The following is a 25,887-nucleotide window of genomic DNA, read 5'->3' as shown; positions in this document are numbered from 1 at the left end:
GAGAACCAGACCGGTTCGGTACGTTTTCGTACACCTGGCGCATCCGCGCGGCAGCACGGCGTGACCTTTCCGGCGAACTTCTGAGCCCTCGGGCGATGAGGACTACCGTCGGGAGGAGGACCCAAGGTCGATGCACGTACTACTGGAGCAGTACGCCGAATCGCCGCCTCAGGGACGACGACGTGGCGGCTCCGACGGGACATCGTGGTGTACATGAGTTCCCTCGCGCTTTCCGTGCTGCTGTCACTGGTCTCCGCGGTCGCCTACGCGGCCGGCGCGATCGTCCAGGAGCGCGTGGCCGCGGCCGACGACAGCCGTCCCTACGCGCCGCTGCGCAACGGCGCCTGGTGGGTCGCCGTGGCACTCAACGGCACGGGCGCCCTTCTGCATGTCGTGGCACTCGCGTACGGTCCGCTCAGCCTGGTCCAGCCGCTCGGGGCCCTCACGATCGTCTTCGCCCTCCCCATGGCGGCGCTCTTCGTGCACCGCAGGGCCGGCCGGACGGCCTGGCGGGGCGCCGTGATGGCCACGGTCGGCCTGGCCGGTCTGCTGGCGCTCACCGGCCGCGCCGGGTCCCACACGCTGGCCGGGCCGGAGCAGTTGATGCTCGCGATCGGGACGGCCGGCGCGGTGGTGGGCCTGCTGGTGCTCGCCAAGGGCCTGCACCGGCCGATGCTGCGCAGCGTGGTGCTGGCCACCGGGGCCGGGATCGCGTTCGGCATGGCCTCGGTGTTCACGAAGACCGTGGCGGTGGAGTGGACCTCCGGCTCGGTGACGTCCGGGCTGCCCACGCTCCTGGTGATCGCAGGCCTCGCGACCGCGGGCCTGCTGCTGTCCCAGGCCGCCTACCGGGGGGCCGGGCTGACCGCGCCGCTGGCGACGGTCACCGTGGTCAACCCGGTCGTGGCGGCGGCGGTGGGCCTCACGATGTTCGGGGAGCAGTTCCGCTTCGGGATCACGGGGACTCTGCTCGCGCTCGGCTGCGGCGCGCTGGCGGCGTCCGGTCTGGTGCTGCTGACCACGGAGCGTGTGGGGGCGGAGCGACGCACGCGGGAGCGGACGGAGCACGGGGAGCGTACGCCGGGGGAACAGGACACGGATCCGGGCGAGGACACGGACGCCCGTCACGCGCTGGTGCCCGAGCCGTCGAAGCCCGTGCTTCCTCAGGGGGCGGCGGTGCTGCCCGACCCTTTCCCGGCGCCCACGGCCCTCTCGCTGCCGCTGACCCTGCCGTTGGACCACAGGGGCGGACGCGTGGAGTTCGGCGGACGGCGGCCTGCCGTCGGCCCGGTACGCCAGGGCGACTTAGAGGCGCCGGAGGGCCGGGCCATGGCTGTTCAGATGCTGACGCCTCCGGCCCTGAGGTAGGCCAGGGGGTCGATGTCCGAACCGTATCCGGGGCCGGTGCGGATCTCGAAGTGCAGGTGCGGGCCGGTGCTGTTGCCCGTCGACCCTGAGCGGGCGATCCGCTGGCCGCTGCCGACCTGCTGCCCCTCTCGCACGTGGAGCGAGGAGAGGTGCGCGTACTGGCTGTACCTGCCGTCGCCGTGCCGGATGACGACTTCGTAGCCGTAGGCGCCGGCCCAGCCGGCCGAGACGACCTTGCCGGGCGCCACGGCCTTCACCGAGGTGCCGGTGGCGACCGGGAAGTCGACGCCCGTGTGGTAGCCGCTGGACCAGGAACCCGCCTGGTGGTACGGGGTCCCCGTGCGGGCCGACACGGGGGCGGTCAGGCCGGACCTGGGCTTGGCGGCCTTCTCGGCGGGCTTCGCCGCCTGTTGTTTGGGGGCGGCCTTGGGGGCGGCTTTCTGCGCGGCCTTCGGGGCGGTCTTCGGGGCGGCGGCCTCGGGTGCCTGCCGGTCCGTGGCCTTCGAGGGCGCCGGCCGCTGCTTCGGGGCGGCCGGCTTCGGGTCGGCGACCGGCGTCCCGGCGACGTCGAGGGTCAGCCGCTGTCCCGGGAGGATGAGGTCGGGGTCGGCGCCCACCACGACGCGGTTGGCCGCGTACAGCCGCTGCCAGCCGCCCTGGACCCGCTCAGCCGACGCGATGCCCGACAGGGAGTCGCCCCGGGCGACGGTGTACGACTCACGGACGCCGGGAACGGCCGTCGGCGAGGCCTTCGCCGGGGCGGTCTCAGGGACCGTCCTCTTCGCCGGGCGGGACTCCGTCGCCTTGTCCTGGGCGGCCTTCGCGGCCGGGGCCTGGCCCCCGCTCTGCGGGGCGACGTCGGGCGCGTCGCCGCCCTGTTTCAGGCCGGCCCGTGCGGAGCACGTCGGCCAGGCACCCGGCCCCTGTCCGTCGAGCACCTTCTCGGCGACGGCGATCTGCTGGTCCTTGGTCGCCAGGTCGGCACGTGCCGCGTAGGCCGTGCCGCCGTAAGCGGCCCAGGTCGACCGGGTGAACTGCAGGCCGCCGTAGTAGCCGTTACCCGTGTTGATGTGCCAGTCGCCGGTCGACTCGCAGGCGGCGACCTTCTCCCACACATCGGTCGAGGCGGCCCCTGCCGAGGCTGCCGCGACAAGCGGGAGCGCGATGCCCGCGCCGCCCGCGGTCACCGTGAGCGAAGCACGGTTGATCCGGCTGGGCTGATATCTGCGGTGCCGTCCGTTCGCGGCCATGGATCAGGCTCCCCCCACTGACAGTAGGACACGTCACAAGCGGCCAACTTAGGTGCAGACAGCGGGTGATGACAAGTGAACAGTCCGCGACCGCCACCCTTGCACCCGCGGCCGCGGCCCGGCCGGGGGAGCCCGCTCCGGCTGCCGAAGTCGTCGCGCCCGCCTGGGAGAGCGCTCTCTTTCCCGCTCGCCCTGATGCTATAAATGCGGCCATGACGGATGTTCTGCGGCAGGCCGGTGCGGCGCCCACCCTGGAGGACGTGGCGCGGACGGCCGGCGTCTCACGCGCCACGGTCTCGCGGGTCGTCAACGGGGTGCGCAACGTCGACCCGGCGATCCAGGAGGCCGTGCGGCAGGCGATCTCGGTCACGGGTTACACGCCCAACCGTGCGGCCCGCTCCCTCGTGACCCGCCGTACGGACGCCATCGCGCTCGTGGTGTCGGGGACGGGCGTCGGGCCGGACGGGGAGGGCCCCGCCGGGGAGGGGTCCGCCGGGGAGGGGTCCTTCACCACCGAGGTCTTCGCCGACCCGTTCTTCGGCCGGGTGGTGACCGGGGTCGTCAACTACCTGCGTCCGCGGGGGATGCATCCGGTGCTGATGTTCGCCGAGACCGCGAGGGCCCGGGACGAGGTGCTGGCCTATCTGCGGCAGGGCAGTGCCGACGGCGCGCTGGTCGTGTCGACGCATGCGGAGGACCCGCTGCCGGGCCTGCTCGTGGACGCCGGGCTGCCCGCGGTGCTGTACGCGCGCCCCGGCCGGCCGGTCCGGATCAGCTACGTCGACCTGGCCCACCGCGACGGCGCCCGGCTCGCCGCCGAGCATCTGCTGGCGCGTGGGTGCCGCCGGATCGTCACCGTCAGCGGGCCCCTGGACATACCGGCGGCGCGGGAGCGACTGGCGGGGTTCCGGGACGCGATGGCACAGCTCGGGCATGGCGATGTCCCCGTCGCCGAAGGCCAGTTCACCCAGGAGAGCGGCGAGGCCGCGATGGAGCGACTGCTGGCCGAACACTCTGACCTGGACGGGGTGTTCGCGGGGAACGACCTGATGGCGACAGGTGCCTGCCATGTGCTGCGGGAGCACGGCAGGAGAGTGCCCGAGGACGTGGCCGTGATCGGCTTCGACGACAGCCGCGCCGCCTCGGCCTGCCGGCCGCCGCTGACCACGGTGCGGCAGCCGGTGGAGGACATGGCCGCGGAGATGACCGGCCTGCTGCTGGACCGGCTCGCCGCGCCGGACAGGCCGGCGACTTCGGTGATCTTCGAACCGGTGCTGGTCGTCAGGGATTCCGCGTAGGACTCCCGCCGGAGCGCGCCGGAGCGCGACGCCGGCGGGGACCGGGCGGCTCCGGACGTCCGCCGCGTACGGGAACGGCGATCCGGCACCCTGGCCCGGGCGCCAGGTGACGGGCCCCTCCCGGGGCGCGGCTCGGGCGGGCAGCCCCGTTCAGCCCGCCACGGTCCGGCCCCGGCTCGACACCGCACGGTCGGGAGCGGGGGCCGCTTCCGGCTTCGGCACGGGCCGGGTCCCGCCGCGCGCCAGGAAGTCGGACAGGGGAAGGGTGGCGGCCCCCACGGTGACGGCGTCGGGGCCCAGGTGGCCCAGGTCGATCGTGGTGCGGGCGACCGCGTGTTCGAGGGCGTACTCCTGGACGTAGCGGCGGATCTCGGGGAGCAGGTGCGGGCCGATGAGCAGGCCCGCCCAGCCGCCGAGCAGGATGCGTTGGGGCAGGAAGAGGTTGACGAGGTCGGCCAGGGCCGCACCCAGGCACTCCGCCGTCTCGTCCAGGATCGAGACCGCCACCGGGTCCGGGGCCGCGCCACCGGGCCCGGGATAGGCGGCGGCGAGAAGCGCGGCGAGCGCGGTCTCGTCGTCGGCGCCGGGAGACAGCGGGCCACCCGCCTCCTGCCAGCGCTCCCGCATGGCCTCCGCGCCGGCGTACGCCTCCAGGCACCCTATGGAGCCGCAGCGGCAGCGGCGCCCCCTGAGCTGCACCGTGGTGTGGCCCCACTCCAGGGCCGCGTTCGAGAGGTCCTCGTCGAGGATGTCCCCCCGGTTGACGCTCGCGCCCACCCCGGAGCCGATCAGGGCGACCGCGGCAGCGCCGGCGCCGCGGCCGCCGCCGAACCACATCTCGGCCTGGCCCAGTGTCTTCGCGCCGTTGTCGATGAAGAACGGCACCTCGGCGGGCACGTCCACGACCTCGCGGAGCAGCCGCTCGAAGGGGACGGCGCTCCAGCCGATGGTCTGTCCGTGGACGACCGCACCCGGGCCCCCCGCGGGGTGCGGGGCGTCCCGCTCGATGATGCCGGGCACCCCGATACCGATGCCGAGCAGCATGCCGGGATCGGCACCCGCGTCGCGCAGGACGTCGGAGACCCCCGTGCGGACATGGCTCACGATGCGCTCGACGTCGTATCCGTGCTGGGCGAGCAGGCGGTCGGTACGGCCCAGCTCCGCCAGCGAGAGATCGAAGAGCTCGACGCGGACGCGGGTCTCCCCGATGTCGATGCCCACGAACAGTCCTCCGCCCGGGGCGACCCGGAGCAGTGTGCGGGGGCGGCCGCCGTCGGAGTCGACGATGCCCGCCTCCTCCAGGAGGCCCTCGGAGGCCAGCTCGGCGACCACGTTGCTGATGGATCCCGAACTCAGCCCGGTCGCCGGCCCCAGCTCCTGACGGCTCAGCGGGCCGTCGAAATACAACCGTTGCAATACCCGCGCCCGATTGCCCCTTCGCAGGTCACGCACGGTCCGTCTGCTGCGCTCAGCCATGTTGCTCCCTTCGTCCCGGCAACATACCCCGGTCGCGGCACTTGACGCGCACTTTCTTCAGCTCTTAAATCACATCTTAAATTAAGAGCGGGAGGGACGTTCGGATCCCGAACGCCGCCCTCCCCGGAAAGGGGCCACCTTTCATGCGTCACCTCAGAGCCGCAGCAGCGATCACCCTCGCCATATCCGTCGCCGCCGGAGTCACCGGCTGCGGAGGCGGGACCTCGTCGGAGGGCGGGAGCAACGAATCGCCGAAGACCCTCACCTACTGGGCGTCCAACCAGGGCCCGAGCATCGAGGCCGACAAGAAGATCCTCGCCCCCGAGCTGAAGAAGTTCGAGAAGGAGACCGGGATCAAGGTGAAGCTGGAGGTCGTCCCCTGGGCCGACCTGCTGAACCGGATCCTCGCCGCCACCACCTCGGGTCAGGGCCCGGACGTGCTGAACATCGGCAACACATGGTCGGCGTCGCTCCAGGCCACCGGCGCGCTGCTCCCCTGGGACGACAAGAACTTCGAGGCGATCGGCGGCCGGGACCGCTTCATCGACTCGGCGGTCGCCTCCGCGGGCAAGGAGGGCGAGCCCCCGGCCGCGGTGCCGCTCTACTCGCTGTCGTACGCCCTCTACTACAACAAGAAGATGTTCGCCGACGCGGGCATCACGACCCCGCCGGCCACCTGGGACCAGCTCGTCAAGGACGGCAAGAAGCTGTCCAAGGACGGCAAGTGGGCTCTCGGGGCCGAGGGTTCCAACCTCTCGAACAACATCCACCAGACCTTCGTCCTGGGGCAGCAGCACGAGGCCGACTTCTTCGACGACGCCGGCAAGGCCGACTTCACCTCCGACGGCGCCGTCGCCGCCGTGAAGCAGTACGTCGACTTCATGGCCAAGGACAAGATCATCGCTCCCGGCAACGCGGAGTACGCGCAGAACCAGTCGCTGACGGACTTCGCCAAGGGCAAGACGGCCATGGTGCTGTGGCAGGCCGCCGCCACCACCTTCGCCGCCCAGGGCATGAAGCCGGAGGACTGGGGCGTGGCTCCCGTCCCCGTCGCGGCCGGTGCGCCGGGCGCGGGCAAGCAGACCAACTCCATGGTGGCCGGCATCAACATGGCGGTGTTCAAGAACACCAAGAACATCGACGGCGCCAAGGAGTTCGTCAAGTTCATGACGAGCGACGAGGAGCAGAAGATCCTCTGCAAGACCTACGGATCGATCCCGCCGGTCAAGGCCGCCCAGTCGGACCCCGCCTTCGCAGCCCCGGAACTCAAGGTCCTGCGCGACACCCTCGCCACCAGTGCGGCCCCGCTCCCCCAGGTGCCGAACGAGTCGCAGTTCGAGACGGCCGTGGGCACCGCGGTCAAGGAGCTGTTCGCGGACGCCGCGGCCGGCAAGCCCGTGACCACCGAATCAGTCAAGGCGCGCCTCGAAAAGGCCCAGCAGACGATGCAGAGTTGAGGCTCGCTCCATGACCGCCACCGTGACCACGGACCCCGGAGCCGACACGTCGGCCAAGGGTACGAGCCGGGGCAGCGGGGGTGCGCGGCGGAGGCTGCCGCGCATCCCCGACCGGATCCGCCGCGGCGGACTGCCCTACCTCCTGCTCCTCCCGGCCGTGCTGCTCGAACTCCTCATCCATCTGATCCCGATGATCGTCGGCATCGTGATGAGCTTCCGCCAGCTCACCCAGTTCTTCATCAGCAACTGGGGCGCGGCGCCCTGGACCGGCCTGGAGAACTACAAGGTCGCCGTCGACATCGACGCCCCGATCGGTGAGGCCCTCCTCCATTCCTTCTTCGTCACCTGCGTGTTCACGTTCTTCGCCGTCGGTCTGGCGTGGCTCCTGGGTGTCGCCGCGGCGATCCTGCTCCAGGAGAACTTCCGGGGCCGGGGCGTCCTGCGGGCCGTCTTCCTCGTCCCGTACGCCCTGCCGGTCTACGCGGCGGTCATCACCTGGGCGTTCATGTTCCAGCGGGACAACGGGCTGGTGAATCACGTCCTGCACGACCAGCTCGGCCTGGGTGACCAGCCGTCCTTCTGGCTGATCGGCGACAACAGCATCTACGCTCTGATCATCGTCTCGGTCTGGAAGGGCTGGCCCTTCGCGTTCCTCATGCTGATGGCCGCGCTCCAGAACATCCCCCGCGAGCTGTACGAGGCCGCCTCGATCGACGGTGCCGGCATCTGGCAGCAGATCCGGAAGATCACGATGCCCTCGCTGCGGCCCGTCAACCAGGTCCTGGTGCTCGTGCTGTTCCTGTGGACGTTCAACGACTTCAACACGCCCTACGTGCTGTTCGGGAAGTCGGCCCCTGCGAGCGCGGACCTCATCTCGATCCACATCTACCAGTCGTCCTTCGTCACCTGGAACTTCGGCACAGGCTCCGCGATGTCGGTGCTGCTGCTGCTCTTCCTGCTGGTCGTGACGGCCGTCTACCTGTTCTTCACCTCCCGCGGAAGGAAGGGTGCCCGTGTCTAGCAGCGCCCGCTCACGTGCCGCCCGGTCCCCCATGGCCGCGCCGCAGTCCTTCCTCTGGGCCCGCCGCGTCATCCTGACCCTGCTCGCGGGATTCGTCCTGCTGCCGGTCTACGTCATGATCAGCAGCTCCCTGAAGCCGCTCCAGGACGTGTCGGGCAAGTTCCAGTGGATTCCGGACGAGTTGACCATCCAGCCGTACTTCGACATCTGGAAGACCGTCCCACTCGCCCGGTACTTCGTGAACTCGCTGATCGTGGCGGGTGCGGCAACCGTCCTGTCGGTGATCATCGCGGTGTTCTCGGCCTATGCCGTGAGCCGCTACAGCTTCCGCGGCAAGCGCGTCTTCACCGTCACGGTCCTCTCCACCCAGATGTTCCCGGGGATCCTCTTCCTCCTCCCGCTGTTCCTGATCTTCGTCAACATCGGCAACAGCACCGGGCTGGCCCTGTACGGCTCGCGGGGCGGACTGATCCTCACCTATCTGACGTTCTCGCTGCCCTTCTCCATCTGGATGCTGATCGGCTACTTCGACTCCATCCCCAGGGACCTCGACGAGGCCGCGATGGTGGACGGCTGCGGCCCGGTGCGGGCCCTGTTCCGTGTCGTCGTACCGGCGGCGGTGCCGGGAATCGTCGCCGTCTCCGTGTACGCGTTCATGACGGCGTGGGGCGAGGTGATGTTCGCCTCCGTGATGACGAACGACACCACCCGCACCCTGGCGGTGGGCCTGCAGGGCTACGCCACCCAGAACGACGTGTACTGGAACCAGGTCATGGCCGCCTCGCTCGTCGTCAGCGTGCCCGTCGTCGCCGGGTTCCTGCTCCTGCAGCGCTACCTCGTCGCCGGGCTCACGGCGGGAGCCGTCAAGTGACCGACGTGGAAAGGCAGTCAGTGAACGACCTCACCGGCCTCCCGGCCGACTTCACCTGGGGTGTGGCCACGGCCGCGTACCAGATCGAGGGCGCGGTGGCCGAGGACGGCCGTGCCCCCTCGATCTGGGACACCTTCTCGCACACCCCGGGCGCCGTAGACAACGGTGACACCGGCGACGTGGCCTGCGACCACTACCACCGGGTCCCCGAGGACATCGGTCTGATGAAGCAGCTCGGCGCGGGCGCCTACCGCTTCTCGGTGGCCTGGCCGCGCGTGGTGCCCGGCGGCGACGGCCCGGTGAACAAGGCCGGTCTCGACTTCTACGACCGGCTGGTCGACGGCCTCCTGGAGGCCGGCGTCACGCCGTTCGCCACCCTGTACCACTGGGACCTGCCCCAGGCGCTCCAGGACCGGGGCGGGTGGACCGTCCGGGAGACGGCCGAGCACTTCGCGGCGTACGCCTCCGTCGTCGTCGAGCGTCTCGGCGACCGGGTGAAGGACTGGGCGACGCTCAACGAGCCGCTCTGCTCGGCCTGGATCGGCCACCTCGAGGGGAAGATGGCCCCGGGGCTGACCGACCTCACGGCCGCCGTCCGCGCCTCGTACCACCTGCACCTCGGCCACGGTCTCGCCGTACGGGCCATCCGGGCGCAGTCCCCGGACGCCCGCGTCGGCATCGTCAACAACCTCAGCCCGATCGAGCCCGCGAGCGCGGGCGAGGCCGATCTGGCCGCCGCCGTACGCGCGGACGGCCACATCAACCGCTGGTGGCTGGACCCCATCCACGGCCGCGGCTACCCGCAGGACATGCTCGACCTGTACGGCGTCGAGCTGCCCGAGCGTCCGGGCGACCTGGAGACCATCGCGGCACCGCTGGACTGGATCGGCCTGAACTACTACTTCCGTCAGGTCGTCACAGCGGATCCCCACGGCGCCGTCCCCCATGCCCGGCAGGTCCACCTGCCGGGCGCCCGGCACACCCACATGGACTGGGAGGTCCACTCCGAGGGCCTGGAGCAGCTGCTGCTGCGCCTCACCGAGGAGTACGGCGCCCGGCGGATCTACGTCACCGAGAACGGCTCGGCCTACCGGGACGTCGTCGGCGCCGACGGCTCCGTGCACGACCCGGAGCGCACGCGGTACCTGGAGGAACACCTGGCCGCCTGCGCCCGGGCCGTCCGTAAGGGCGCCCCGCTCGCCGGCTACTTCGCGTGGTCGCTCCTGGACAACTTCGAGTGGGCGTACGGCTACGACAAGCGCTTCGGACTGGTCCACGTCGACTACGCGACCCAGCGCCGCACCGTCAAGAGCAGCGGGCGGCGCTATGCCGAACTGATCCGCGCGCACTCGGGCGACGGCCGCCTCGACGCGGTCTGAGTCCCTCACCCGGGCGATGGCCCCAGCCCCCGGGCACCGGCATCCCGAACTGCCGGTGTCCGGGGGCTGTGCCGTCCGGCACACCACCGGAGGGCGATCAGACGTGGGAGGTCAGGCGCTTATGCTCGCCGTATGGAGCAGAGCGAAGTCCTCAAGCGAGTGATCGGCATCCTCACGGAGGCGGGCGAGATGCAGCGCCACGCCGAGGAGGACGACGGCAGCGGTGACCCGGACGCGGGCGGAAACATGGTGACGACCCTGCTCAACGAGACGATGCCGCACATCGCCATCCCCTCCGACGCCACCGTCGAGGAGATGGCCGCCCTCGTGGGGCGCGAGGTGGGCGGCGCCGTCGAGCAACTGGTCGGAGCGTTCACCCTGGCCTTCATCGCGCTGGCGCAGATCCACGACAGCGGGCAGGAGGACGTGACCTCAGCCGATGTGCTTCAGGATCTGGCCCTGCGGGCCGAGGAGTTGAGCGCGGGCGACGAGGGTCCGGAGGGGCCCCTGTAGCAGGGGCAGGAGCGCAAGGACCGGCAGACGGCCGGTCGCGGCGTGCGCCCGGGGGCCGCGGCCACCGGGTCGTCCGGTACGGGGAACGGTGAGCGCCGGCGACGGGCTGATGTGACCGTCACACGATTGGCTCGTTTGCCGGAGTGACGGTTCTCTGCCCACGGCTCGGAGGCACCACCCCATGCCGCTCCATCCCCCGCCGCTTCGCATCCTCGGTCCCGGCGCGCGCCCCTGCGTGAAGGAGGCCGAGGCGGCACTCGTCGAGCACTACCCGCGCCTTGTCCGCCTGGCCTACCTCACTCTGCCTCCGGCCCTCGGCCGGCACCGCAGGGTGCTCGCCGCGCACGCCGCCGTACAACGGGCCGTGCGCGGCAGCGCGCGTCCGGCGAAGGGCGCCGACGGCCTCCCGGCAGTGCCCGCCCCACGGTCCGGCGGCGCCGCGCGCGACAGCACGCACACGCCCGCCTACGCCGGAGTCCGCCTTCGGGTCGTGCGCTCCGCCCTGGCGTACGAGCGGAAGCCCCGGTGGTGGCCGGGACGGCTGCCCTCACCGGCGGCACTGCGTCCTTCGGTGCCGGTGGTGCGAGGGCTCCGGCTCTTCCCCCGGGCGGGCGGGATGGACGAGTTCGCGCTGGACCGCACCCTGGCGGACGTGCCGGCGCCGGTCCGGGCGGCCCTGGGCCTGCGCCTGCTGGAGTCCCTTTCCTGTGACAGCACCCGGGCCTTGCTGGCCGAGGCGGGCGTGGCCGGTCCGGCCGACGCCGTGCACGCCGCGGAGCGGGTGGCGGGGACCGATCAGGACCGGGTCCGGCGCATGCTGCGGTCGGAGGAGTTCGATCCCTGCACGGTGCAGACGCGCCCCAGCGACCTGCTGCGGCGCCGGCACCGGGTACGGGCGGGCGCGGCGGCCCTGGTGCTCCTGGCCACGGCGGGCGGCCTCGCCCTGTCGGCCGGTTCCGGAGCCGGGACCGACGATGTCCGGCTCCCGGCACCGGCCTTGCGTGGGACGGTGCCGGGTGGGGCCCTCGATCCGGCGGCCCTGCTGCGGACGGCGCCGGGGCAGTGGGCGGACACGTCCCGGGTGGACTTCAGCGCCTGGCCGCCGCGGGGCGGCCGGACCGGCGACCGGAAGCTGCTGGAGCGTGCGCTGGGCAGCTGGGCCGATCCGCCCGCGGACGCCGCCCTCACCACCACCCCAGGCACCACCGTCGTACCCCCGGCCCAGCATCCCCGGCTGCTGTTCGCGGGCGAGCTGGGCCGCGAGGCCGTGGTGCTGTTCCACGACGGTGGTGTACGCGTCGTCCGGTACGCGGAGGCGCTCTCCGGGAAGGGCTCCCCCGCCCTGGACTTCGCCCGGGTCGACGACGCGGACGTCACCACGGCCGCCGCCGTGGCCGTCAGCCGCACAGGCAGGTCCGCGCGGTACCTGCTGGCGCCCTGGGTGGCGGAGTCGGCGACCCGCGACCTGCTCACACCTGGCACACCGTCACAGCCGCTGGCGGTCGACCCGGACGGGATCACGGCTGCGGTTCCGCGTCCGGCGCAGGGCGGGGGATGCGTCTCCTGGCCGGTGATGCAGCTGCGGTCGTCGGAGAAGATCGTGGAGCGGCACGCCTTCCTCGTCACCGATCTCGGCGAACTCGCTCCGGCGCACCTCACCCACACTCCCAGGCCCGGATCCGGCGCTCCGGCCAGACAGCCGCGTGAGGCGACGGGCCCCGAGGCCCTGACCGGCTGGGCCCGCACGGCCTGTTCGCTGCGGGACCTGCGCGGTGCCGGTGTGCGGGCCGTCAACAACTGGCAGTTCGCGCGGCAGCCGTTGCCCGGCACCCGTTCCAGCGCGGACTGGATGTGCACCCGGGCGGACACGTGGACCGGTCCCGGCCGGGTCCTGGTGCAGTTCGTCCCGCCCGCCGCGTCCCCCACCGCACGGGCCGAGGTGGTGTCGGACCGCCGGAACACCGCCCTGTGCAGCCGCTTCGGCCAGCACGTCGTCGCCGACACCCGCTGGAAGGCGCCGACCGGGGCCTGGTACGTACTCGCCGCCGGCAGCCGCGCCGTGGAGCGGATCGAGGTCGCGGGCTCCGTGCGGGGCGACTCCGACGGCCCGACGCTGGCCGTCCGCGCGCCCCAGGACACAGCCGTCCGGGTGAACGCGTACCTGCGGGGCGGCGGGACGATGTCCTCCGTCCGGTGACAGGTCCTCACCTTCGGCGCCCCGAGGGCCGTTCACGCGGGTCCACGGCAGCCCGTGCACGCCCGGGCCTGCGTCGGGGCCGGCGCCACGGGGCCGGGGCGGCCGGCACGGCACGGACCTGCTTCCGCCGACACGGCACGGGTCCGCGGCGGGTCACGGGGGTCCGTGACCCGCCGCGGACCTCCCTGCCGCACCGACGGCGGGGGATGGGACGGTGCGGCGGGCTCTGGGGAGGTCAGCTCCGGTAGACGCCGAATTTGTAGAGCGAGTAACCCCAGGGCGTACCGCGTACGGAGGTGTTCACCCGTACGTATCGCGCCTCACCCGTGACGTCGATGTCGTCGATCCCTCCGTTGCCCTCGGTGACGGTGTGGACCGTGGTCCAGTCCTGGCCGTCGTCCGAGGTCTGCAGGGTGTACCCCTTGGCGTACGCGGCCTCCCAGGCGAGCTGCACGTGGTTGAACGCGGTCTTCGCTCCGAGGTCCACCTGGATCCACTGCTGATCGGCCCAGTCGCTGGCCCAGCGGGTGTCGAAGGACCCGTCGACGGCGTTGCCCGCGGGGCAGGGGCAGCCGGTGCTGTCCTGCTGGAAGGTGGACGCCGTGGCCGGCTTGCCCGCCGCCAGGTTCGTGCCGCCGACCACCGGCGGGACGACCTTGAAGGACTTGGTCTCGATGCCGACGTTGCCCTTGCCGTCCGAGCTCTTGAGGTACACCTTCCACACGCCGAGGCGGTCGGGTGCGGTCACCTCGAAGGTGCCGTCGCCCTTGTCCGTGAACCGTGCGTCGTTGAGCTGCCCGCTGTCGTCCACGTACTTGCTGCCGAACAGCACCTGGTGCGTGAGCGGGTCGCCGTCCGGGTCGGCGACGGATGCCTTCAGGGTGAAGGGCTTGCCCGCCTGGACCGCCGATCCGTTGTCCACGCTCATTCCGGTGATCACCGGCGGTGTGTTGTCGCCCGAGGTGTCCGCCCCGTACGCCTTCTTCACCGCGTAGTACGAGAGCCGCTTCTGGCCCGCCGGGAGCAGGTTGAACCAGACGCCGCCGAAGTCGTACTCCGTGCCGTAGTGGAACAGTGTCGCCCCGAGGGCCACTCCGGTGTGACCCGTGACGCACTGCCAGGCCCGTTCGTAGCCCTCCGCCTTGGCCACATCGGTCGGCTCGTCCGGGACGCCGTTGGCATCGTCGGGGACCTCCCACTCGCCTGCCGGGCCGCCCTCGGTGACGATGTAGGGCTTGTCGAAGTCCCCGTCCTCCCACGTCTTGCGGATGTCACAGACGGCGCCGTAGGAGTTCACGGCGTACAGGTCCAGGTCCGGCGCGTTCTTCTTGTAGTACGACCAGGCGCCGGTCCACGCGTCGGTGGAGGTGACGGGGTGGTCGGCGTCGACGGCGTGGATCTTCTTGGTGATGTCGTTCACGAAGGTCGTGTAGGCGTCGCGCTGCTGCTCCAGGGCGTCACCGCTGTAGCAGTTCTGCAGGCCGAGCACGGATTCGTTGCCCACGTTCCACATGAGGACACCGGGATGGTCCTTGTAGGTCTCCACCCACTTGGGGAACTCGGCGAGCATGTTGTTCTTGTAGTCGGTGTCCGTCAGGTAATTGACGCACCCGCCGCTTCCGGGACCGCCGCCGGGCTGGAGCCAGAAGCCGGCGACGACCTTGATGCCGTGCTCGGCCGCGCTGTCGAGCAGCGGCTTCGTGGTGGCGTCGGTGCCCCAGGTCCGGATGGTGTTGACGCCCATCGACTTGATGTCGGGCATGTACTTCCCGGCGTCGGCGACGGCCGGGCCCCAGGTCAGTCCCTTGACGGTGTACGGCGACCCGTCGACGGTCAGCTTCCAGGCACCCTGTGAGCCCTCGACCTTCACCACGCTTCCGGCCGCCTGCGCGGCGGGCACGGGCAGGGTGGCCGCTCCCGCGGCGACGAGCGCGGTGATGGCGAGGCGTGCCGTCGCACGTCTGCGGCCGCGGGCCTGAAGGGTGGGACGTGGCAGTTTCATGGGGGGACACAGCTCCTCGTGGGGAGAGGGGGTGGAGGTGGGAGAGCGCTCTCCCTCATGGGCGCGGAGCACCCATGAGGGAGGAACAGGGGCGGTCAGGGCAGTTCGTAGTTCTCGTCCAGAGCGGCACCCTCACCGGGGTTGTTCTGGTCGTAGCCCCGGGCGTCGCACTGGAGACCGCCCACGATGCAGTGGTCGACCATCGCGTCCAGCGTGGCGTCGTCCCAGGCGTTGAAGAAGTCGTAGTGGAAGGAGTGGCCGGTGCCGCTCGCCAGCCTCACCTGCGACATGTCACCGTTCACCGGCCAGGCCATCTTGAACTCGATCATCGGCAGCGCGACGGGGTGAGTGGCCGGGCAGACGTCCTGGTTGGCACCCATGACGATCGGATAGGCCATGTGGGCCTTGTGGTCCGGGGTGTCCAGATTCCTCCCGTCCCAGCAACTGGGAGCCTGCATACGGAGGTTCAGCTGGGTGTCCTGGCTGGTCGGACACGTGGCCGGGAACTCGTAGTTGTGGTAGCTCTCGCCGCACTCGTAACCCTCGACCATGCCCGGGTGGTCGCGGAACTCCTGCGCCGTCTGCGTCGGACTGCCGACGACGAAGCGCAGCCCCGCGGGGAACGGCCGCACGGTCCGGTAGTCGGTGACACCCGCCTTGTAGTAGATGGTCTGCGGACCGACCGGGCGGATCTCCTGGTCCCCCTTGTAGAGGGTCGGCATCCAGTACGCGGACAGGTCGCCGGGCGCCTTGCACGCGGTACCGCCCGCGCCGAGCGAGGCGGTGGTGCTGTTCTCGTCCGTGGTGTCGTTCCCCATGAACGTGTGGTTGTGGGACTTCCCGGTCTGACCGGGATAGACGATCGGGTCGACCGAACCGGTGTGATTCACCGAGCAGTTCGCCTGGAACTCGTGGAAGTACCGGTGGGGCGGGATCTCGGTGGACGGTTCCACCCCGGTGACCGGCGGATTCGCCGGGATGTAGCCGTCACCGTCGGGGTCGTCACCGGAAGGGACGGGGTCGGCCGCCGCCATGGCGTGGCCCTGCATCTGCCGACCCCCCTGCATGACGTGTGACGCCCCGACGGGCTCACCTGCGACGGCCTTCGGGGCCGCACCGACCGCCGGGCCGCCGGCGCGGGTGATCGCGGTGAGCCCCATGACGACCAGGGCCAGTGCGGTGGCTACGACAAGCGCGGACACCAGGGTTCTTCTACTGAGTCTTTCGGCCATGCGGACCTCCATGCGCGCTCTGCGTCCGCGCACATCGGGTGCGCGGTGGGGGGAGAGTTGAGCTGGACGCTGCGTCCTGCGATCACTCGGGAGAGCGCTCTCCCAAGCGGTGCCAGTGTTACGCCGCTGCTGAGAACATGTCAATAGTTGGTGAACGGCGTCCGGCCGGCAGGGAGTTGGGACGGCTATCCCACGGGGCTGGGACCGGCACCCCGGTCGCGCCGCGTCGGGCGGACCCTCCGCATGCGCTCCATGTCCGGGGCTTCACCGCCGAGCGGGCCGAGGAGCCCTGAGACCGGGACAGATGCGGCGCCGGGGCCTACTCGTCCCGCGAGATCCGGACCCGTCTCCGCCGGCGCGGGATCCGGGCCGCGATCCCGGTGCCCGCCGACCAGGCCGCCAACCGCAAACGCCGCGGCAGCAGGCCACCGGCCTTCGACCGGGACGCCTACCAGCAGCGCGACACGGCCGAGCGCTGCATCAACGGATACAAACAGTCGCGCGGCCTGGCCACTCGTATGGCAGGACCGCCGTGATCTACCTGACGGCACTACGTCTCGCGGGCGTCTGCGTCTGGTCTGCGCGCTGACTCGAACGCAGAATGACCGTGTGCTTCCTCCTCGACTGCTGTGGTGCGATCCTCGGCCGATTCCCCGGTTCAACCGTCAGGAACCGGTGACACTGATCCTCCGGGATCCCGTTCTCCACGAGTCGACTGATGACGACGACTGCACGGTGTTCTCGTACTTCTGCCAGGCGCATGAACGCTTCTACCGGCGCGAGGCTTGCGGGCAGGGACCCCATCTCCTGGCTCTGCACTGTGAGCGGCACGGGCCCGAAAGCATGTGGCCGCAGCCGCTCACCCTCATGTTCCCCGAAGGCTTTGAACCTCCGCTCAGCAAGGCGCAACTCAGCTGGCTGCAAGAAGAGGGGATGCCGCACGAGCGTGATCCGAAAGAGACGGCGTAGTCGTGGTGGTTCGCTGCGGCACCCCGGGCATCATCGGCGGAACAGGCCGAGTGCGGTTCAGGTCGTCTGAGCGACTCGTCGGGGTCAGTCGCTGACCGCCCAGCAGGATGCCGGTCAGAGGAAGATCCACCACCACCGGAACCCGCTACGCGTATCGATGTCAGTGGTCCCGCATACGCTTTTCCCATGGATGATCAGCGCCCACCGCTTCCGCAGAAGGGCGAACCCACGGTCCGGGATACCGGGCAGCGCACCCCGGGCGCCGTCGACACGCATGCGTGTGCTCCGGGTGTCCGTGCACCCTGGCGGGATGGAGATCGCACGTGAGTGGAACTCCGCAGGGCGAGGCAGGGTCCGCACGAGAGGCGTGGGGCCGCGTGACCGCGTGGCTCGAGCGGAACGACCCAAGAGCTCTCGCTGCCCTCGGCGGCCCGGGAAGCCGAGCAGCCATCAGTGAAGCCGAAGCGCACATGGGTGTGGAGCTGCCTGAGGAGATGTGTCAGTGGTTGCCGGCGAACGACATCGACCCCGACAGGCCGTCCGAGGAGCCACCGTGTCTGGTCGCCCTGGGGTGCGAGATCGACATACCCGGCGGTCACCTCCTTCTTGGCCTGGCCGACATCCAGCGTGTCCACCACAGCCGGATGAGCCTGGAGGAGACGCAGCCGTCGGCCGACCCCGACCATCCGTTCTGGCGTCGGGAGTGGGTGCCCATTGCTGCGGAACGCGACGGTCTCTACGGAACTTTTCTGGACACGCGCAACGGAACCATCGGAGCGTGGGCGGAGGCACACCTTCCCGAGGAGGGTGTGTACGCCTCGTTGGCGGCCTTCTTCCGGGAGACAGCGAACAGGCTTGAGGGAGTCTCCTCAGGGGTCGAGGAAGGCCACGGCAAGCCGGCCGGAGTCAGGAGGCTCGATCCCCGCCCTGAGGACGAGCGGATACGTCTCTGGGCGCGTGCCAACGGCCATCTCATAAACGATCGTGGGCGCGTTCCGGCGGAGATCCGCGTGGCTTACGAGACAGAACAGAGCTGAGAGGGTGTCTCACGTGGCAAGTTTCGCGAGGCTCTGACCGGATGGCGGGATGCCGAGGACGAGCGGCTTGAGGGCGAGGCCGTGGTGCATGGTCGCGCCGGACACGCCAAGGTGCGTGGGACACCCTGGGCATCGGACAGCACGTGCGGCTTGCTGCCCTTCTTGCCGCGAACGGCGGCGAGAACGGGGCAACCAGCTCCCGCGGGGCATGAGGAACCTGACGCTTCGACAGGCCAGGATTCACGACTGGCCCATCACACCGCTCGAACATCACGTCACGTCGTGGGACAGCCTGCTAACCCTTGGTCGGTGCGCTCGTCCTGGCAGCCTGCTCGATCTTCGCGAAGTAGGCTGCACGGGCTCCCTCGTCGAGAGGCTGCTCGTGTTCGGCGCGCATGCCGGTCCGGCCGTCGACGCCCTCGCGAAGGATGTCGGCGTGCCCGGCGTGCCGGATTGTCTCGCCGAGGACATGGACCATGACGGCGAACAGGTTCGTGTTCGCATGAGGCTCCGGCCACCAGGGCACGTGGCCGGGGGCATCGAGGGCAAGCTCGCTGATCGTCGCCTCGGAGTGTTCCCACGTGCGCCGGTAGAACCCGACGATCTGATCGCGCGTCTCGTTCTCGGCCGCCCATTGATCGCTGCCGTCGGAGTCCTGCCACCGGCACAGCGGTTCCGGGGAAGGGCGGCCGAAGACCTCGCCGAAGTACCTGGCCTCGACCGTGGCCACGTGCTTGACGAGACCGAGGAGGTTGGTCCCGGTCGCTGTCAGAGGCCGGCGCGCGTCGTATTCGGACAAGCCGTCGAGCTTCCAGAGCAGCACCTCACGGTCCCGCCGCAGTCTCTTGCGCAGGTTGTCTTTCGCGAACTCATCGATCATGCGGCACGAGCCTGCCATGGGCTGCCCATGGTCTCAATATCCCCTACGCGGTCCGCGACGACTGGACGAGCCGTGGTCAGCTGAGGTCACCGCCCCGACCTGCAAGGAGCTTGGTCGTCGGCTCTCGACAACCTTCGGGGGCTGACGCTGAGGGGGCTCCCGCGCCAGGCGGAGGCTGGAACCCGGCCGGAGGGCGAGTTGACCTTCAAGTTGGATGAACGTCAACAATCGGGGCCATGGACGGCACCATGGGACTACTGAGCATCAGCGCCTTCGCGCGGCGGGTCGGTCTCGCTCCGAGCGCCCTGCGTTTCTACGACGACTGCCGCGTTCTGCGGCCGGCGTGGGTCGACGGGGCGACGGGATACCGCTTCTACAGTCCTGCCCAGGAGGCCCCTGCCGCTCTCCTGCGCAGTCTGCGGGATGCGGGACTGCCGCTGGCTGAGGTCACCGTGGTGCTCGACGGGACCGAGCACCAGGGCCGCGAGGTGCTGGAGCGGCACCTGGAGAGGACGCGGGACCAGGCGCGGACGGCCGAGGCAGCCATCGCCGTGGTTCTCCGTTCCCTCTCGCCTGCCGGCAGTGTGACGGAAGCACGAATCGGCGGCGTGGAGTTGGCCAGTGCGGTACGCCAGGTGGTGCCGGCCGCCGCCTCCGACACGGAACTCCCCGCGCTGGGTTGCGTCCTCATCGAGATCGATGACGGCGAGGTCCGTCTGGTGGCCACTGATCGCTATCGCCTGTCGATGCGCGTCCTGAGGCCGACGGCGCTCGACGGAGGTCCCTGCCGCCTGCTCGTACACGCGGCCGGCCTGATCGAGTTCGGGCAATGGGCGGCACGAGCCCACGAGGTCACCATCCAGGTCGGACCGGACGGCGCCCGCGCACACAGTACGTCGGAGTCCCGTGCCCTGGTGACGACCGATGCCCTGTTCCCTGCCTACCGCGAGATGCTCTCGGCTCTGGCCCCGCCCGAATACCGTGTGATCGTGGATCGCCTGGCCCTTCGTGACGCGGTCGACCGCCAAGCAGACGCTGCACGGATCGCTCTGAGCTTCGCCTGTGACGAGCTGATCGTCACCTTGGCCGATCGCTCCGACGCCGTCGTCCTGCCTGCGGTCTGCCATCAAGACCTGCCCCAGCGAATCGGCTTCGATCCCGCTGTCCTGGCTTCCGCTCTGGAGACCGGTGTCGGTCCTGACGTCCTGTTGGAGATCTCGGCCGCGGACCGGCCTGTCGTGGTGCGTTCGGCGGATCAGGGCAGCTTCACCACGCTGATCATGCCCGTCGCCCTCAGCACCTCCAGCTGATTCTTCCCCCACACCGCACCCTCATCGCTTCAGGAGAACCGTGACCGACCCCGAGAACGTCGTCGTGCAGCTGTGCGCGCAGGGTATGCAGGCCGAGGCCGAAGGACGAGATGTCCGGGCACGTGACCTGTTCCTTCAAGCGTGGGACGCAGCCGAGGACGACTACGACGCCTGCATCGCCGCGCACTACCTCGCCCGGCACCAGCCGACCCCGCAGGAGACCCTGCGCTGGAACCAGGAGTGCCTGACCCGGGCCGACAAGGTCGGCGACGCACGTGTCCGCGGCTTCTACGCCTCACTTCACGGCAACATGGCCCGGGCCCACCGGGACCTGGGCCAGACCCAGCAGGCCCGCGAGCACTTCGAGTCCGCCGCCAGGCACATCAACGATGTCCCGGCCGGCCCCCACCAGCAATGGCTCCGCTACCGCATCGCCGCAGGACTGCGTGCCACCGCCCGGCCCGCACCGCAGCACCACGAGGACCCGGTCGGAGAACTCCTCACCACACTCTGCGCACGCACGGACCTCGAAGCCCTGAGCCTGCTGCTGCCCCCGTACATGGGCAGCCTCGGCACAGCCGAGGACGAGGAACGCATCACCGCCGCTCTGCGCATGCTCCATGCCGAGAGTCGCCTTCCCGACGACGAGCAAGCCGCCCTCAGCCACGCGATCAGGGTCCGGTCCGCCGCGTGAGCGTCCTCGAACCGCGGTGACACACGGGACACGCGTGCAGGCCACCGGCCGCCTTCCGGGAGCCGACCCGCACGGCCGGGGCCGGAACGGGCCGAGGTCTGCTGCGGCAGGGGGCCACCCTGCTGCCGCAGCAGACCGGTCGCGTTCCCGCCGGGTCAACGGGACCATGCGGGGGCCATCGGCCGGACCGTGTGGAGCGTCAGGCCGTGTGGAGGGTCAGCCCGTAGCGGTTGAGGATCTCGTTGATGGGCTGGTGCCAGGTCTCGCCGCCGCTGCTGCAGTTGCCCCATCCGCCGGACGTGACTCCCTGCGCCTGGTCACCGCTGATGAACGAGCCGCCGGAGTCGCCAGGTTCGGCGCACACGCTGGTCTTGGTCATCTGGCGGACGGCCCCCTGGCTGTAGTTCACGGTCTCGTTCTTGGCGAGAACGCTGCCGCAGTGCCAGTGGGTCGTGGAGCCGGACCGGCAGATCGAGGCGCCGATCGGCGCCTCGTTGGATCCGCGGACCAACTGGTCGGAGACGGTGCCCCAGCCCAGGACGACCGGGACGGTCCACCAGCCGCTGCCCACACTCACCCAGGCGTAGTCGTTGTCGGGGAACGACGAGCCCTGGAAGGTGCCGATGGCCGAGTTGTCCCAGCCCCGGACCGCTCCGCCGGCCTGGCCGCAGTGGCCCGCGGTCACGAAGCCTCCGTGCACCGAGAAGCCTATGGAGCAGCGGACGTTGCCGGTGTAGTACGGGTCGCCGCCGACCGTTCCGGCGGAGAAGGTCTGCGGCGCCTCGGCGGTCTGCCTGACCGTGACCGGGCCCGCCTCGCGCGCCTTCGCGACGAACGCGCGGACATCGTTGTCACCCCGCTCCGAGGTGACGACGTTCACGACGACCGTGTTCGCACGGGGGTCGACGTGCCAACTGCTGACGCCGCTGGGCGCGGAGAGTCCGTCCAGCTGCTTCTTGGTGGCGTCCAGCTCCCGCGCCGTGTGTTCGACCACCTCTACCCGGGCGCCGGTCGCCCGGACGTCGCCGGCCTTGGCGCCGTCCGTGACCGCGACCGTGAGCCGGCCACTCCCCGCGTCGAACCAGGACCCGCCGAACGACGCCCCGGCCGCGCCACGCGCCTTTCCTTGCAACGCGGTCGCCGTCTTCTCCGCGGTGAGCCGCGCCTCGGCCTGACTTCTCGTCAGCCCGAGGTCCCGCTGCATGGCAGTGACGATTCCTGCCGAGGCCTGGGGTTCCACGGAGGAGGGGGAGTCCGCCGCGGAGGCCTGGACCGGACCGACGGTCGCCCAGGTGCCCATGATGAGCAGTGCGGAGAGACCCGTCCGCACCATTGTCGTGTGTCTCAAGGGGGTGCCCCTTCTGTTGTTCCAGCATCGTGGGGGTGGAACAGGAAGCATCCGAAAGCTGACTGAGAGCGCTCTCAGAAGTGCCGCTACGGACTGTAGTGCAGTTCGACAGGCAGGTCCATGCCAATGACGTCGCGTCGGTTCCTGACGTGACACCGCCGGATCAAGGCACGAGCAGAGGGAGTCCGCAGGTGCGCCAGGGCGCACGGAACGCGTCCCATCGGCCGCGGCCGTCCGCCGGAGAGCCGTCCCGGAACCGCACGGGGCCGTCCGGCGACGAGGTGTCCCAGATCCGCACAGCGCCGTCCGCCGACGAGGTGAGCGAGGGCCAGCCGGGGTCGCCGGTGGCGGCGTACGACGCCCATGCCCGCGTCATCCACCCGGAGAGCCGGCGGTCGGCTCCGCCGGGAGGTCCTCCCATGAGGAAGTGGACGCTCTCGTCGTCCAGGACACCGAAGGCGAAGGGGATGTCCGCGCAGTGCCAGGCCCTGACCGGCCCACCCCGGCCGTCGCGCTGCCGGACGAAGCGGGCGAGGTGGGTCCGGCCGCCCGCGCGGGTGTGGAGGTCGGCAAGCCTGCTGCTGTACTCGCCGAACATCAGGTCCCCGTACACGGCCAGGTAGAGCTCGTGCACGGAGGCTGCGGGCATCAGGCCTCGGTAGGCGTCCAGCAGGGAGTGAGGGAGCCGGTGGTCGGCGGCGAACAGGGCGAGCCGGCTCTCGGTGGTGACCTTCGCGCAACTGCCCACCGCGTCGAGCAGCCAGTACTCCTCGCTGGTATGACAGACCATCAGGTCGACGTCGTGGCCGGCACCCGCGGCGAACGCCGTGAGAGGGTCGAGGGGCAGTCCGGCCACGCCCGCCACCGGTCCGTAGATCGCCGGGTCGTAGTGGCGCGGCCCCGATCCGGGGTCCCTCAGGTAGCTCTCCGCCACCTGGTCGGAGGCCTCGACGAGTGTCCTCGGCGAGGCGGACACCAGGCCCTCGTACGTGGCGGGGACACCCGCGGCCGCGGCCACTTCGGCCGTGGTGCGGGCCGCGGACGCCGGGGTGGCGCAGGCGTTCACGGCGCTGTGCACGACGGCACGCCGGAACAGGCCGCGCGCGCTCTCCATCGTCATCAGACAGGCGATTGACGTAGCTCCGGAGGACTGTCCGGCCACCGTGACCCGGCCGGGATCGCCCCCGAACGCGGCGATGTTGTCCCGCACCCATCGGAGGGCGGCCACCTGGTCGAGCAGGCCCCGGTTGTCCGGACAGGGTTCCACGCCGGCGACCGGCGGGACGTGGCCGAATCCTTCGAAGCCCAGACGGTAGTTGAGGGTGACGACCACGAGTCCCTCGGCCGCCGGGGCGGTCCCGTCGAAGTCCGGCTGGGCGGAGGAGCCGAAGACGAAGGCGCCCCCATGGATCCAGACCAGCACGGGGAGCTCGTCGCCGCTGCCGCCCGGGGTCCAGATGTTGAGGCTGAGGACGTCCTCGTCCCCCTCGGACCGGACGGGCGATCCGGGGAGCTCGGCCGACTGCGGGGCGACGGGCCCGAACGACGTGCACTCCCGCACTCCTGTCCAGGGGGCGGCGGGGCGGGGGGCGCGGAACCTGCCGGCTCCGAACGGCGGGGCGGCGTACGGGATGCCGCGGAGTACGACCACTCCGGGATCGCGGAGGGCCGGCCGGCCCGCGACCGCTCCGGTCCTCGTCCCGAACACGTTCATTCCCACTCCCCCGCTCTCCGGCCCCGGCGGGGCCCGGTGTCAGCCTCGCACCGGCGGTGCTTTCCGGGCCAACACCTGGTCGGTGCCGGCCCACGCATCCGCGATGTGAATCAGTCGGGGGATCCACGGCCTGTCGGCCCAGGCGCGCACCCCGTGGCGCGGATCCTGGATGCACCCCTACCGGCAGGTCACACAGGTAGCCCGGTGACGAGATGACAACCGGCCCGTCCCAGGCAGCCGGCGGTGCGACGGCGGCGGATGGGAGCACGACTTCGGCCTGGTCTACCGCCGGGTGGTCTGAGTCCGTGTCGCGCGGGCGGCGGTCAGTTCCCGGACGGCGGCCATGTCGCTGAAGGGCAGGAGCGCGTCACCGACGATCTGGTGGGGTTCGCTGCCCTTGCCGGCGATCAGCACGACGTCGTCCGGCCCGGCGGCCTCCAGGGCGATTTCGATGGCCGCACGTCGGTCGGCACAGCGTTCGTAGGGTGTGCCGGTCTCCTCGATGCCCGGTGCGACCTGGTCCAGGATCGCCTCGGGGTCCTCGTTGCGCGGGTTGTCCGAGGTGAGGACGCACAGATCGGAGTGCGTCCCCGCGATGGTCCCCATCTCGGCCCGCTTGGTCGTGTCCCGGTCCCCGCCGCAGCCGAACACGGTGACGACCCGGCCGCGGGCGAATCCGCGGATGGTGCTCAGCACCTTGTCCAGCGAGTCCGGGGAGTGCGCGTAGTCCACGATCACCGAGGTGCCCTCGGGTGTCGTGACCCGTTCGAAGCGGCCCGGGATCTGCGGCATCCGCTCGAGTGCGGAGACCAGGCCCGGGAGATCGTGCCCCAGGGTGTGGCAGGCCGCCACCGTGGCCAGCGCGTTCAGCACCGAGAAGGCGCCGGGCGAGGGGATCGCCGCCGGATACTTGCGGCCGTCGTGGTGCAGCGTGAAGCGCGTCCCCGAGGCGTCGACCGTCAGATCGGTGGCCCGGTAGTCGGCCTCGGCGTCGAGGGCGTACGTGGTCACCGCGTCCGGCATCATCGTCCGGATCCGGGCCCCCACCGGGTCGTCGGCGTTGACGACGGCGTGTCGGCACAGCCCCTGGAAGAGGCGGAGTTTGGCGTCCCGGTAGTGCTCCATCGTGCCGTGGTCGTCCAAGTGGTCCTGGCTGAGATTGGTGAAGACCCCCACATCGACGAAGGTGCGGTCGACCCGGTGGGTGAGCAGCCCCATCGACGTGGCCTCCAGCACCACCGTCCTCACACCGCGGTCGCGCATGCGGCCCAGCAGGTACTGGAGGTCAGGGGACTCCGGGGTGCTCAGCACCGACCGCGGCATCGGGATGACTTCGTCTCCGATGCGGCTTCCGGCCGTGCCGATGACCCCGGCACTCGCGCCCCCGGAGATCCTCAGCACCGACTCGACCATGTACGAGACGGAGGTCTTCCCGTTGGTTCCGGTGACCGCCACGACGTCCATCGCCCGTCCCGGTTCACCGAACCAGCGGGAGGCGACGACAGCCGACACGGAGCGGGCATCCGCCACCTGGACGACACAGACGTCCTCCGCGGTCGCGGGCAGCGCACAGCCGTCCTCCACGAGGACGGCCACCGCGCCCCGGGCGAGTGCCGGGGCGACCGCGCCGGGGCCCCCTTCCACATGGCCCGGCACCGCGACGAACAGCGCCCCCGGAGCCACCCGGTCCGCGTCGAAGGCCGTCCCGGCGGTGATGCGGGTCTTCTCAGGGTCGCCCCGGAGGATGTGGTGGTTCTGTCCGGCCAGCAGCTCGCTCAGCTTCAAGGTGGTCCCTTCGAGGGGGCTCGGGCCGTGGTGCGGCCGTCGCCGGAACGCCGCGACGGCGGTACGCCGAAGCAGCGGTGGTGAAG

Annotated in this window: 21 protein-coding genes and 1 pseudogene; 14 read left to right on the top strand and 8 right to left on the bottom strand. The window is 70.8% G+C overall.

Going from position 1 to position 25,887, the window contains the following annotated elements; genetic code table 11:
• The first annotated feature begins 213 nt into the window (after positions 1–213).
• On the top strand, positions 214–1,368 hold the full coding sequence (locus tag ACIRJR_RS20525) for a DMT family transporter (protein WP_403782560.1): 1,155 nt from the start codon (positions 214–216) through the stop codon (positions 1,366–1,368).
• Here the strand turns inward: ACIRJR_RS20525 and ACIRJR_RS20520 are convergent.
• A complete protein-coding gene (locus ACIRJR_RS20520) occupies positions 1,338–2,618 on the bottom strand; it encodes a transglycosylase family protein (protein ID WP_403782557.1) in 1,281 nt (426 codons plus the stop codon). The genes ACIRJR_RS20525 and ACIRJR_RS20520 overlap by 31 nt on opposite strands.
• A gap of 212 nt (positions 2,619–2,830) precedes the next feature.
• Here ACIRJR_RS20520 and ACIRJR_RS20515 point away from each other — a divergent pair, with 212 nt between their 5' ends.
• Entirely contained in the window at positions 2,831–3,916 is a 1,086-nt protein-coding gene (locus tag ACIRJR_RS20515) for a LacI family DNA-binding transcriptional regulator (protein WP_403782554.1), read from the top strand.
• Between the two features lie 150 nt (positions 3,917–4,066).
• Here ACIRJR_RS20515 and ACIRJR_RS20510 read toward each other — a convergent pair whose 3' ends face one another.
• On the bottom strand, positions 4,067–5,392 hold the full coding sequence (locus ACIRJR_RS20510; protein ID WP_403782551.1) for an ROK family protein: 1,326 nt from the start codon (positions 5,390–5,392) through the stop codon (positions 4,067–4,069).
• A 143-nt stretch (positions 5,393–5,535) separates the two neighbouring features.
• Between ACIRJR_RS20510 and ACIRJR_RS20505 the strand changes: the two genes are divergently transcribed.
• From ACIRJR_RS20505 to ACIRJR_RS20480, 6 genes are all read left to right on the top strand, one after another.
• The gene (locus tag ACIRJR_RS20505; protein ID WP_403782548.1) at positions 5,536–6,849 is read left to right on the top strand and encodes an ABC transporter substrate-binding protein; all 1,314 of its coding nucleotides are present in this window, start codon (positions 5,536–5,538) and stop codon (positions 6,847–6,849) included.
• A 10-nt stretch (positions 6,850–6,859) separates the two neighbouring features.
• Positions 6,860–7,870: a carbohydrate ABC transporter permease gene (locus ACIRJR_RS20500; protein WP_403782545.1), complete on the top strand. Its 1,011-nt coding sequence runs from the start codon at positions 6,860–6,862 to the stop codon at positions 7,868–7,870.
• Between the two features lie 31 nt (positions 7,871–7,901).
• Positions 7,902–8,741: a carbohydrate ABC transporter permease gene (locus tag ACIRJR_RS20495; RefSeq protein WP_403782870.1), complete on the top strand. Its 840-nt coding sequence runs from the start codon at positions 7,902–7,904 to the stop codon at positions 8,739–8,741.
• A gap of 20 nt (positions 8,742–8,761) precedes the next feature.
• Entirely contained in the window at positions 8,762–10,120 is a 1,359-nt protein-coding gene (locus ACIRJR_RS20490; RefSeq protein ID WP_403782867.1) for a GH1 family beta-glucosidase, read from the top strand.
• A gap of 132 nt (positions 10,121–10,252) precedes the next feature.
• A complete protein-coding gene (locus ACIRJR_RS20485; protein WP_403782542.1) occupies positions 10,253–10,633 on the top strand; it encodes a hypothetical protein in 381 nt (126 codons plus the stop codon).
• A gap of 181 nt (positions 10,634–10,814) precedes the next feature.
• Complete coding sequence (locus ACIRJR_RS20480) at positions 10,815–12,830, top strand: hypothetical protein (RefSeq protein WP_403782539.1); 2,016 nt, start codon at positions 10,815–10,817, stop codon at positions 12,828–12,830.
• Positions 12,831–13,065: 235 nt separating this feature from the next.
• Here ACIRJR_RS20480 and ACIRJR_RS20475 read toward each other — a convergent pair whose 3' ends face one another.
• Positions 13,066–14,832 (bottom strand): discoidin domain-containing protein, encoded by a 1,767-nt coding sequence (locus ACIRJR_RS20475; protein ID WP_403782536.1) that lies wholly within the window; start codon positions 14,830–14,832, stop codon positions 13,066–13,068.
• 95 nt (positions 14,833–14,927) lie between these two features.
• Complete coding sequence (locus ACIRJR_RS20470; protein ID WP_403782534.1) at positions 14,928–16,064, bottom strand: DUF1996 domain-containing protein; 1,137 nt, start codon at positions 16,062–16,064, stop codon at positions 14,928–14,930.
• A gap of 380 nt (positions 16,065–16,444) precedes the next feature.
• Between ACIRJR_RS20470 and ACIRJR_RS20465 the strand changes: the two genes are divergently transcribed.
• From ACIRJR_RS20465 to ACIRJR_RS20450, 4 genes and pseudogenes are all read left to right on the top strand, one after another.
• Positions 16,445–16,600: a hypothetical protein gene (locus ACIRJR_RS20465; RefSeq protein ID WP_403782531.1), complete on the top strand. Its 156-nt coding sequence runs from the start codon at positions 16,445–16,447 to the stop codon at positions 16,598–16,600.
• Positions 16,601–16,739: 139 nt separating this feature from the next.
• Positions 16,740–17,033: a hypothetical protein gene (locus tag ACIRJR_RS20460; protein WP_403782528.1), complete on the top strand. Its 294-nt coding sequence runs from the start codon at positions 16,740–16,742 to the stop codon at positions 17,031–17,033.
• Between the two features lie 278 nt (positions 17,034–17,311).
• Positions 17,312–17,860 (top strand): annotated as a pseudogene (locus tag ACIRJR_RS20455) (hypothetical protein); the annotation flags it as partial.
• Complete coding sequence (locus tag ACIRJR_RS20450) at positions 17,843–18,070, top strand: histone-like nucleoid-structuring protein Lsr2 (protein ID WP_403782864.1); 228 nt, start codon at positions 17,843–17,845, stop codon at positions 18,068–18,070. The pseudogene ACIRJR_RS20455 and the gene ACIRJR_RS20450, both read left to right, overlap by 18 nt.
• A gap of 295 nt (positions 18,071–18,365) precedes the next feature.
• On the opposite strand, the gene ACIRJR_RS20445 is transcribed toward ACIRJR_RS20450, so the two are convergent.
• Positions 18,366–18,950, bottom strand: coding sequence for a DinB family protein (locus tag ACIRJR_RS20445; protein ID WP_403782524.1), 585 nt, complete (start codon positions 18,948–18,950; stop codon positions 18,366–18,368).
• 236 nt (positions 18,951–19,186) lie between these two features.
• Here ACIRJR_RS20445 and ACIRJR_RS20440 point away from each other — a divergent pair, with 236 nt between their 5' ends.
• Together ACIRJR_RS20440 and ACIRJR_RS20435 are read left to right on the top strand one after the other, a co-directional pair.
• A complete protein-coding gene (locus ACIRJR_RS20440) occupies positions 19,187–20,260 on the top strand; it encodes a MerR family transcriptional regulator (RefSeq protein WP_403782521.1) in 1,074 nt (357 codons plus the stop codon).
• 40 nt (positions 20,261–20,300) lie between these two features.
• On the top strand, positions 20,301–20,954 hold the full coding sequence (locus ACIRJR_RS20435) for a hypothetical protein (RefSeq protein ID WP_403782518.1): 654 nt from the start codon (positions 20,301–20,303) through the stop codon (positions 20,952–20,954).
• A gap of 199 nt (positions 20,955–21,153) precedes the next feature.
• Here ACIRJR_RS20435 and ACIRJR_RS20430 read toward each other — a convergent pair whose 3' ends face one another.
• The 3 genes from ACIRJR_RS20430 to ACIRJR_RS20420 form a co-directional block, all read right to left on the bottom strand.
• Entirely contained in the window at positions 21,154–22,287 is a 1,134-nt protein-coding gene (locus tag ACIRJR_RS20430) for a S1 family peptidase (RefSeq protein ID WP_403782861.1), read from the bottom strand.
• Positions 22,288–22,465: 178 nt separating this feature from the next.
• Positions 22,466–24,016 carry a carboxylesterase/lipase family protein gene (locus tag ACIRJR_RS20425; RefSeq protein ID WP_403782515.1) on the bottom strand — a complete coding sequence of 517 codons (1,551 nt, stop codon included), beginning with the start codon at positions 24,014–24,016 and terminating at the stop codon, positions 22,466–22,468.
• Between the two features lie 282 nt (positions 24,017–24,298).
• On the bottom strand, positions 24,299–25,801 hold the full coding sequence (locus tag ACIRJR_RS20420; RefSeq protein WP_403782512.1) for a UDP-N-acetylmuramoyl-L-alanyl-D-glutamate--2,6-diaminopimelate ligase: 1,503 nt from the start codon (positions 25,799–25,801) through the stop codon (positions 24,299–24,301).
• Positions 25,802–25,887: the final 86 nt, after the last annotated feature.

Source organism: Streptomyces sp. NPDC102402 (genome assembly GCF_044765765.1).
Taxonomy (GTDB): Bacteria; Actinomycetota; Actinomycetes; order Streptomycetales; family Streptomycetaceae; genus Streptomyces.
The sequence above is the reverse complement of the archived record's forward strand: the minus strand, read 5'-3'. Positions and strand labels throughout refer to the sequence as shown.

Coding starts and splice junctions, on each gene's coding strand:
- ACIRJR_RS20525 (WP_403782560.1), top strand. CDS start 214: ATGAGTTCCCTCGCGCTTTCCGTGCTGCTGTCACTGGTCTCCGCGGTC.
- ACIRJR_RS20520 (WP_403782557.1), bottom strand. CDS start 2,618: ATGGCCGCGAACGGACGGCACCGCAGATATCAGCCCAGCCGGATCAAC.
- ACIRJR_RS20515 (WP_403782554.1), top strand. CDS start 2,831: ATGACGGATGTTCTGCGGCAGGCCGGTGCGGCGCCCACCCTGGAGGAC.
- ACIRJR_RS20510 (WP_403782551.1), bottom strand. CDS start 5,392: ATGGCTGAGCGCAGCAGACGGACCGTGCGTGACCTGCGAAGGGGCAAT.
- ACIRJR_RS20505 (WP_403782548.1), top strand. CDS start 5,536: ATGCGTCACCTCAGAGCCGCAGCAGCGATCACCCTCGCCATATCCGTC.
- ACIRJR_RS20500 (WP_403782545.1), top strand. CDS start 6,860: ATGACCGCCACCGTGACCACGGACCCCGGAGCCGACACGTCGGCCAAG.
- ACIRJR_RS20495 (WP_403782870.1), top strand. CDS start 7,902: ATGGCCGCGCCGCAGTCCTTCCTCTGGGCCCGCCGCGTCATCCTGACC.
- ACIRJR_RS20485 (WP_403782542.1), top strand. CDS start 10,253: ATGGAGCAGAGCGAAGTCCTCAAGCGAGTGATCGGCATCCTCACGGAG.
- ACIRJR_RS20480 (WP_403782539.1), top strand. CDS start 10,815: ATGCCGCTCCATCCCCCGCCGCTTCGCATCCTCGGTCCCGGCGCGCGC.
- ACIRJR_RS20475 (WP_403782536.1), bottom strand. CDS start 14,832: ATGAAACTGCCACGTCCCACCCTTCAGGCCCGCGGCCGCAGACGTGCG.
- ACIRJR_RS20470 (WP_403782534.1), bottom strand. CDS start 16,064: ATGGCCGAAAGACTCAGTAGAAGAACCCTGGTGTCCGCGCTTGTCGTA.
- ACIRJR_RS20445 (WP_403782524.1), bottom strand. CDS start 18,950: ATGATCGATGAGTTCGCGAAAGACAACCTGCGCAAGAGACTGCGGCGG.
- ACIRJR_RS20440 (WP_403782521.1), top strand. CDS start 19,187: ATGGACGGCACCATGGGACTACTGAGCATCAGCGCCTTCGCGCGGCGG.
- ACIRJR_RS20430 (WP_403782861.1), bottom strand. CDS start 22,287: ATGGTGCGGACGGGTCTCTCCGCACTGCTCATCATGGGCACCTGGGCG.
- ACIRJR_RS20425 (WP_403782515.1), bottom strand. CDS start 24,016: ATGAACGTGTTCGGGACGAGGACCGGAGCGGTCGCGGGCCGGCCGGCC.